This is a genomic window from Actinomycetota bacterium (assembly GCA_030776725.1).
Classification (GTDB): Bacteria; Actinomycetota; Nitriliruptoria; order Nitriliruptorales; family JAHWKO01; genus JAHWKW01.
The window spans coordinates 1-7,160 of the sequence record JALYHG010000241.1; the positions used below are offsets into that span (position 1 = coordinate 1).

General features: G+C 70.6%; 10 protein-coding genes. All 10 read right to left on the reverse strand.

The window, feature by feature from the left end:
- A partial coding sequence (locus M3N57_11710; protein MDP9023334.1) for a prephenate dehydrogenase/arogenate dehydrogenase family protein occupies nucleotides 1-282 on the reverse strand: 282 nt, incomplete at its 3' end.
- A gap of 86 nt (nucleotides 283-368) precedes the next feature.
- On the reverse strand, nucleotides 369-758 hold the full coding sequence (gene aroH / locus M3N57_11715) for a chorismate mutase (protein MDP9023335.1): 390 nt from the start codon (nucleotides 756-758) through the stop codon (nucleotides 369-371).
- Between the two features lie 64 nt (nucleotides 759-822).
- Nucleotides 823-1,581: an rRNA pseudouridine synthase gene (locus tag M3N57_11720; GenBank protein MDP9023336.1), complete on the reverse strand. Its 759-nt coding sequence runs from the start codon at nucleotides 1,579-1,581 to the stop codon at nucleotides 823-825.
- Entirely contained in the window at nucleotides 1,578-2,420 is an 843-nt protein-coding gene (gene scpB / locus M3N57_11725; protein MDP9023337.1) for an SMC-Scp complex subunit ScpB, read from the reverse strand. The genes M3N57_11720 and scpB overlap by 4 nt, the downstream gene beginning before the upstream one ends.
- A 14-nt stretch (nucleotides 2,421-2,434) precedes the next feature.
- A complete protein-coding gene (locus M3N57_11730) occupies nucleotides 2,435-3,271 on the reverse strand; it encodes a segregation/condensation protein A (protein ID MDP9023338.1) in 837 nt (278 codons plus the stop codon).
- 143 nt (nucleotides 3,272-3,414) lie between these two features.
- Nucleotides 3,415-3,666: a hypothetical protein gene (locus M3N57_11735; GenBank protein MDP9023339.1), complete on the reverse strand. Its 252-nt coding sequence runs from the start codon at nucleotides 3,664-3,666 to the stop codon at nucleotides 3,415-3,417.
- Nucleotides 3,650-4,570: a ParA family protein gene (locus M3N57_11740; protein MDP9023340.1), complete on the reverse strand. Its 921-nt coding sequence runs from the start codon at nucleotides 4,568-4,570 to the stop codon at nucleotides 3,650-3,652. Before M3N57_11740 ends, M3N57_11735 begins: the two co-directional genes overlap by 17 nt.
- Before the next feature lie 224 nt (nucleotides 4,571-4,794).
- The gene (locus tag M3N57_11745; protein MDP9023341.1) at nucleotides 4,795-5,148 is read right to left on the reverse strand and encodes a TraR/DksA C4-type zinc finger protein; all 354 of its coding nucleotides are present in this window, start codon (nucleotides 5,146-5,148) and stop codon (nucleotides 4,795-4,797) included.
- A gap of 25 nt (nucleotides 5,149-5,173) precedes the next feature.
- Nucleotides 5,174-6,091, reverse strand: coding sequence for a site-specific tyrosine recombinase XerD (xerD, locus tag M3N57_11750; GenBank protein MDP9023342.1), 918 nt, complete (start codon nucleotides 6,089-6,091; stop codon nucleotides 5,174-5,176).
- Nucleotides 6,092-6,144: 53 nt separating this feature from the next.
- A partial coding sequence (gene ald / locus M3N57_11755; protein MDP9023343.1) for an alanine dehydrogenase occupies nucleotides 6,145-7,160 on the reverse strand: 1,016 nt, incomplete at its 5' end.

Sequence of the window (7,160 nt, forward strand, 5' to 3'; positions counted from 1 at the left end):
CTCGACCTCAGCCATAACGTTAGACTTTACGCTTCCAACATCTGTCAGGACGGCGCTCGGTTGCATCACCGACCAGATGGAGGCGGCGACCTTGGGAATCTCTTCCAGTGGAACGGCGATGAAGACCACGTCCGAGCCCGCAGCGACCGCTGCGGGCTCGGTGCCCACCTCTCCGAGCCCCCGGCGGGCCGCCTCCCGCCGGACCTCACGATCGCGGTCCGTCACGACGATCCGCTCCACGCCGGCAACGCCCCTGGCCGCCAACGCCAGGGACCCGCCCATCAAGCCGCAACCGACGATCCCCACCCGGCGGAACGGCGTGTGGCCACCGCCGTCACCGCCCCGACCATGGGACTCCGGGCTGGGCGTCACTCGGGCAGGTCCGTGCGCAGCTGACGTGCCCCGTGGAGGTACGGGTGGCGCAGCTCCCGGCGGTGCCGGGAGGTGTAGGCGTGGACCAGGACCCGGATGCACCGCTCGATGCCACCGTCGATCGCGAGCTCTCGCGCGCACAGCAGGGGCACGTGACTGATCCCCGCCTCCCTGGCGGCCTCCGCGGGGAAGGCGCTCGAGATGTCGTCGGTCGCGGTGAACACGATGCTGACCACATCGTCCTCGTGGAGTTCGTTGCGTGCGTACACGGCGCCCAGCAGCTCCTGGGTCCGGGCGATGACCTGCTCCCGGGTGTCGGCATCCAGTGTGGTGGCCCCGCGGATGGCTCGCACCCGCGGGCGGTCATCGTCCGCGGAGCTGCTCAACGCCTGCTCCCCCACAGCATCATCGTCGCCTCGTCGCGACCTGTCGCATCGTCTCGTCGCCGACTCATCGTGAGAAGAGCCGACTCCCGGAAGGTGGTTGCGGACCAGCTTCCACAGCTGCGAAGAGTCGGCCGATCTCCGCCTGGGTCAACGGCCGCCAGCGACCTTGCCGCAGATCGCCCAGCTCGACGCCGCCGTACGCGATCCGCGCCAACCGCTCGACGGGGAAGCCGACCGCGTCCAGCATCCGGCGCACCTCGCGTTTGCGGCCCTCGGTGAGGGTGACCTCGACCAGCGCCTTCCCCCGAGCGTCGCCCAGGACGCGTGCCGACCGCGCCGACGCCAGGCCGTCTTCCAGCTGCACCCCACGCTGGAGTTCCGAGAGGTGGCTGCTCCCCGGCGTTCCCTGGACCTGCGCGACGTAGACCCGCGGTACCTCGTACGACGGGTGGGTGAGGGCATGCGCGAGGTCGCCATCGTTGGTCAGCAGCAGCAAGCCCTCGCTGTCCATGTCCAGACGACCGACGCTGAACAGGCGCTGGGGGAGGTCGACCAGATCGAAGACCGTCGGCCGTCCCTGCGGATCGTCGGCAGTCGTCACGACCCCACGCGGCTTGTTCAGCATCACGTAGACCCGCTCCGGGTTGACGTTGACCCGCTCGGTGTCCACGCGGACGTCGGCGGTCGCCGGGTCGACCTTCTGACCGAGCTCGGCGACGTCCCCGTCGACCGTGACCCTCCCCTGAGCGATCAGCTCCTCGCAGGCGCGCCGCGACCCGATCCCGGCAGCGGCCAGCACCTTCTGCAGCCGCTGCTCGCTCACGGGGTCCCCTCGTCGTCGCCGCGGACGCCGTCCTGGTGCTCGTCGGCAGAGCTCACGGCATGTTCGAGCGCCGCCATGGCGTTGCGGGTCGCGCGCTCGAGCGCCGCCGTCAGATCGTCCATGTCCTGGTCTGGGTCGCGCGTGCCGCTGGCGGCGTCCGGCTCCGAGCGTGCGGGAGCGTCCTCGGCGCCCGCGCCCCGTTCACCTCCGCCGCCCGGTTCCCACCGCGGCCGCCCTGCCGTGACCAGGTCGCGCCCCGCCTGCAGCCGCTGCCGCGCTGCCCGCAGATCCACCGGGTCGGAAGGCTCGTCGGGAGCGGGAGCCTCGGGGAGGAAGTCCGTCAGAGGCGGCAGCCCGTCGAGGTCGCTGAGACCGACCTTCTCGAGGAACGCCGTTGTGGTGCCGTAGAGGACCGCCCGCCCCGGACCGGGGTCGCGACCGACCTCCTCGACCAGGCCCCGTGCCAGCAAGGTGCGGACGGCCCCGTCGGCGTTGACGCCGCGGATCTCGCCGATCTCCTGCCGCGAGATGGGCTGCTTGTACGCGATCACCGCGAGCGTCTCGAGCGCCGCCTGCGTGAGACGCCCGCTCCGGCCGGCCAGCACCCACCGCTCGACGTACGGCGCGGCCTCAGGCGCGGTGTACAGCCGCCAGCCGCCGGCGACCTCCCGCAGGACGAAGCCGCGCCGCTCGTCGCGTAGTCGCTCCGCGAGGGCGCGCAGCGCTGCCTCGACCTCCGCCCGGCCCACCTCCAACACCTGGGTGAGGGTCGAGACATCGACCGGCTCGTCGACCACGAACAGGATCGCCTCGAGTGCCTGGCGGCTGACGTGTTCCATGGGGTCCTCGTGCGTCACGTGCTCCGGGCCTCGGTCGCGGGCTGGTTGCTGGCCTCCGGGGCGGAGTCGGTCAGGCCGGAGAGATCGCCGCCACCGGCACGTCGCTCCAACGTGAGCGCCCCCGAAGCGGTCGGCTGGTACAGCTCTAGGTGGCCGAGCTTGAACAGCTCGAGGATCGCCAGGAAGTGCACGACGCGCTCCGGACGCGACAGACCGGCCACGACCGTACGGAACGACGTCCGTTCGCCCGGCGCCGTCAGGCGCTCCAGGAGCCGGCCGGCGGCTTCTTCCAGGCTCACGACCGCCACCCGCAGGTGGCTGACGTTGACGCGGTCCTCATCCTGGGACCTCAGCGCGGCGGCCGCGAGCGCACCCAGTGCGGACGGCTCGATGGCCAGCTCAACCTCCGGGACCAACCCGGCGAAGCGAGGTTCGAGGCCGACGTGGCGTCCGGCGAAGCCTCGGTTGGCGTCCAGCCGGTCCGCCAGCTGCCGGCTGGCTTCGCGGAAGGCCCGGTACTCCAGCAACCGCGCGTACAGGACGTCACGTGCGTCCGCGAGGAGATCGTCGAGTTCCGCTCGCTCCTCGGCGGGGAGCAGCCGCGCGGCCTTCAGCTCGATCAGGGTCGCGGCCACCACCAGGAAACGGGTGGCGCCGTCGAGGTCCAGCGCGGGATCGTCGCTGTCCAGCCGCAGGTGCGCCAGGAAGTCGGTGGTGATCTCGGCGAGATCCACCTCGGAGACGTCCAGCCTCCGGCGGGCGATCAGCTGCAGCAGCAGGTCGAAGGGCCCCTCGAACACCTCGATCCGAACGTGGTAGCCGTCCCCCGCCGATCCCTGCGGATCAGTCACGCCACCGTCCACCGCCACACAGGCGGATGGCGGGGGTCGGTCGGGGCGGCGTCGCAGGAGGACCTCCGGGCGCGACGAACTTGGCCGGAGGGTAGTCAGGTGTCTCCCGGCGGTCGAGCACCCCGCCGGGCTGCTGTCGACGATCAGGTCAGCTCTCGGACGATCGCGGAGTCGGGACCGGTCGCCTGCAGATCGGCGAGGAGAGCCGCGATCGCCTCGCGGACTATGCGGCCGCGGTCGACCGAGATCCCGAACTCGGCGCGGAGCCGGAGCCGGGCCTGCTCGAGGTCGAGCAGCTCCTGCTGCGTGAGGTAGACTGTGATCTTGGCATCGTGGCTGGTCCGCCCGCTGGCCGTCCCGACCGACGGCGACGTCGGGCTAGCTCGCCGGTTCACGTGACAGGATCTCCCTGGCCAGGTCACGGTAGGCGTCTGCGCCCTTGGTGCTGGGCGCGTACGTCAGGATCGACTCCCCGGCGACCGGCGCCTCGGCGAACCGGATCGTCCTGGGGACGGTGCTCTTGAACACCAGATCCCCGAAGGCTTGGTGCACCCTTTGCAGGACTTCCCTGGCGTGGATGGTCCGGGCGTCCAGCATCGTCGGCAGGATACCCTGAACCTCTAGCTCAGGGTTAAGGCGCTCCTTGACCTTCGTGATGGTGTTCATCAGCAAGGTCATGCCGCGCAGCGCGAAGTACTCGCACTCGAGTGGGATCATCACGCCGTCGGCGGCGGTGAGCGCGTTGATGGTGAGCAGTCCCAGGCTGGGTGGGCAGTCGATCAGGATGAAGTCGTAGCGGTAGCGCAGCCGATCGGTCACGCGCCGCAGGCTCTGTTCCCGTGCCACCTCCTGAACCAGTTGCAAGTCCGCGGCGGCGAGGTCGATGTTCGCCGGCAAGAGGTGCAACCGGTCGACCCCGGTCGCACACACCACCTCGTCGGGGGTGGTGCCGTCCGCCAGGAGGAGGTTGTACACCGTGGCGTCCAGTGCATGCGGCTCAGCGCCGAGCCCGACGCCCAACGACCCCTGGGGGTCCATGTCAACCAGCAGGACGCGGTTGCCGAACTCTGCCAGCGCCGCACCGAGGTTGATGACGGTCGTGGTCTTCCCCACCCCGCCCTTCTGGTTGGCGAAGGCGATCACCCGGGCTGGGCGACGCACCGGATCGCCGTCACCGGGAGCGAGCACTGGCCGACCCTCCGGTGTCGACGCGTCGCGGTCGGACACCTGTGGCTGCGTTGTCACTGGCCGTGCTGGCTCGTCCGGCCGCCGGTTGTCGGCACGCAGCTGTTCATCCACGCTGTGCGCTCCTCGCACGCCGCCCGATCGATCCGTCCAGGCATCCACGTGTCGACATCTCGCTAGAGCGGCTCGTCGACAGGCGGGCGACCGTAACTCGGGGGGTCGCTGCTCCGCTACCCCGCGGCGATGTCCCGCGCACCGGCGTCCGTTGGCCGCACACCGCGTGACACGTCGTCAGCCGATGCCACTTGGTCGACCGAGGCGGGCCGCACCCCGGCGGGTCACTCCGAACGCGCGGCGCACTCGACACACCGGATCGACAGCGGACGAGCCTCGAGCCGCGCCGGCGCGATCTCCCGGCCGCACTCGACACAGATCCCGTACGTGCCCGCGTCCATGCGAGCGAGTGCTTCATCGACCTGCTGGAGGCGGTTGCGGGCGTTGTCGATGTGGGCCAGCGCTTCGCTTCGCTGCTCGGTGACCTGCGCCGAGTCGGCGAAGCCCTCCTCCGCCCCGCCGAGGTCGCGAACCGCCTCCCCGTAGGGGTCGGCGCCGTACGTCTCCAGCTGGGACAGTTGCTGCTCGCGCTCCTCGTCCAGTTGCTTGCGGAGCCGGTCGAGCATCTCCTGGTCCATCGGTCGACCTTCCGTCGTCGTGCGGTCAGCCGGTCCGCCGGGCACGGGGATGTGCCTGGTCGTAGACCTGCCGCAGTCGCTCGCGGCTCACGAGCGTGTAAATCTGGGTCGTCGTCACGTGCGCGTGGCCGAGTAGCTCCTGCACCACCCGGACGTCAGCGCCGCCGTCGAGCAGGTGCGTCGCGAACGAGTGGCGAAGGGTGTGTGGTGACACCGTACCGGCGACGCCCGCCGCGTCGGCGTGGCGCTTGACGATCTTCCACGCCCCCTGGCGCGTGAGGCGGCCACCCCGCAGGTTCACGAAGAGGGCAGGCGTCTGTGGCGCGATCGCGTTCCGGCCGCGGACGAGCCAGGCATCCAACGCAGCTGCGGCCGCTGTCCCGAAGGGTACGACCCGGGTCTTGGTCCCCTTCCCGGTCACGATGACCGAACGTTCAACCGGGTCAACGTCGTCGACGTCGGCTCCGACCAGCTCCCCGATGCGCAGCCCGCACGAGTACAGCAGTTCGAGGATGGCCCGGTCGCGCAGCGCCCGAGGGTCGGCACCCGTCACCGCCCCGATCAGACGCTCGACGTGCTCGACGCTCAGCGCCTTGGGCAGCGGCCGGGGCGGCGTCGGCACGTCGAGCGCAGCGGCGACGTCGTCGTCAGCGAGCCCTTCACGTGCCAGGAACCGGTAGAGCCCCCGGACCGCGACGACCGCGCGAGCAACCGATGACGACGCGTACGGGCGGCCGTTGGTGGTCGTCTGCTCACGTAGCCATGCAACGAAGCCCTCGACGTCGTCGGCGGCGACCGCGAGGGGCCCGGCGATCCCGCGGTCGGCCAGGTACCGGGCGTACAGACGCAGGTCACGGCGGTAGGCCGCCAGCGTGTTGGCTGCCAGTCCCCGCTCGACCCGCAGGTGATCGAGGTAACCGAGAGCGGCCGACGACAACGGCATCTCGGGCGAGCGACCAACCTCGCGCTGTGCCACGGTGACCCCCGTCTCGTCGGTCACGATCGCGGGCTCAAGCCCAGCACAACCGCCGCCGGACGCGCGTGGAGCCCGTGGGCCTCAGCGACGCCGACGTTGGTGACCTCACCCGCAGCGACGTTCACGCCGTTGAGCAGGCCCGGATCGTCCGCCAGCGCCTCACGGACACCTCGGGCGAGCCTGACCGCGTAGGGGCCCGTCACGTTCGTCAACGCGTACGTCGACGTGTGGGGAACGGCCCCCGGCATGTTGCCCACACAGTAGTGGACGACCCCATGCTCGATGTAGGTGGGGTCGCTGTGGGTGGTCACACGGCTGGTCTCCACACAGCCGCCCTGATCGATCGAGATGTCGACGATGACGGCACCGGGCTTCATCGCCGCCACCATGTCGCGGGAGACGACGGTCGGCGCCCTGGCGCCGGGGACCAGCACCGCCCCGACCAGCAGGTCGACGGTTGGCACGATGTCCTCGATCGTCAGCCGGTTGCTCATCAACGTCATGATCCGCCCCTTGTGGATCGAGTCGATGTAGCGCAGCTTCCCGACGTCCAGGTCGAGGACGGTCACGCGCGCCTCCATGCCCGAGGCCAGCCACGCGGCGTTCCGCCCCGCTGTCCCCGCCCCGATCACGACCACGTGTGCCGGGGACACGCCCGAGACCCCACCGAGCAGGATCCCGCGTCCGCCGCGTTCCCGTTCGAGGCACACCGCCCCGACCTGGGGGGCCATACGGCCTGCCACCTCCGACATCGGCGCCAGGAGCACCAGATCACGGGCCCGGTCCTCGACCGTCTCGTACGCGATCGCGATCGTGCCCGCGGCCATCAACACCTCGGTGAGCTCGCGGTCAGCCGCCAGGTGCAGGTAGGTGAACAAGGTCAGATCGTCGCGGAGGTAGCCGTACTCAGCCTCGACCGGCTCCTTCACCTTGAGGACCAGGTCGGCCTCCCCCCAGACCTCGTCCGGCTCCAAGAGGATGGTCGCACCCCCACGTCGGAAGTCGGCGTCGCTGATCGACGATCCGGCGCCGGCGC

What these genes read in the sequence shown, in the direction of transcription:
- xerD (MDP9023342.1), bottom strand. Translation starts at nt 6,091, where the DNA reads ATGCCGTTGTCGTCGGCCGCTCTCGGTTACCTCGATCACCTGCGGGTC.
- M3N57_11745 (MDP9023341.1), bottom strand. Translation starts at nt 5,148, where the DNA reads ATGGACCAGGAGATGCTCGACCGGCTCCGCAAGCAACTGGACGAGGAG.
- scpB (MDP9023337.1), bottom strand. Translation starts at nt 2,420, where the DNA reads ATGGAACACGTCAGCCGCCAGGCACTCGAGGCGATCCTGTTCGTGGTC.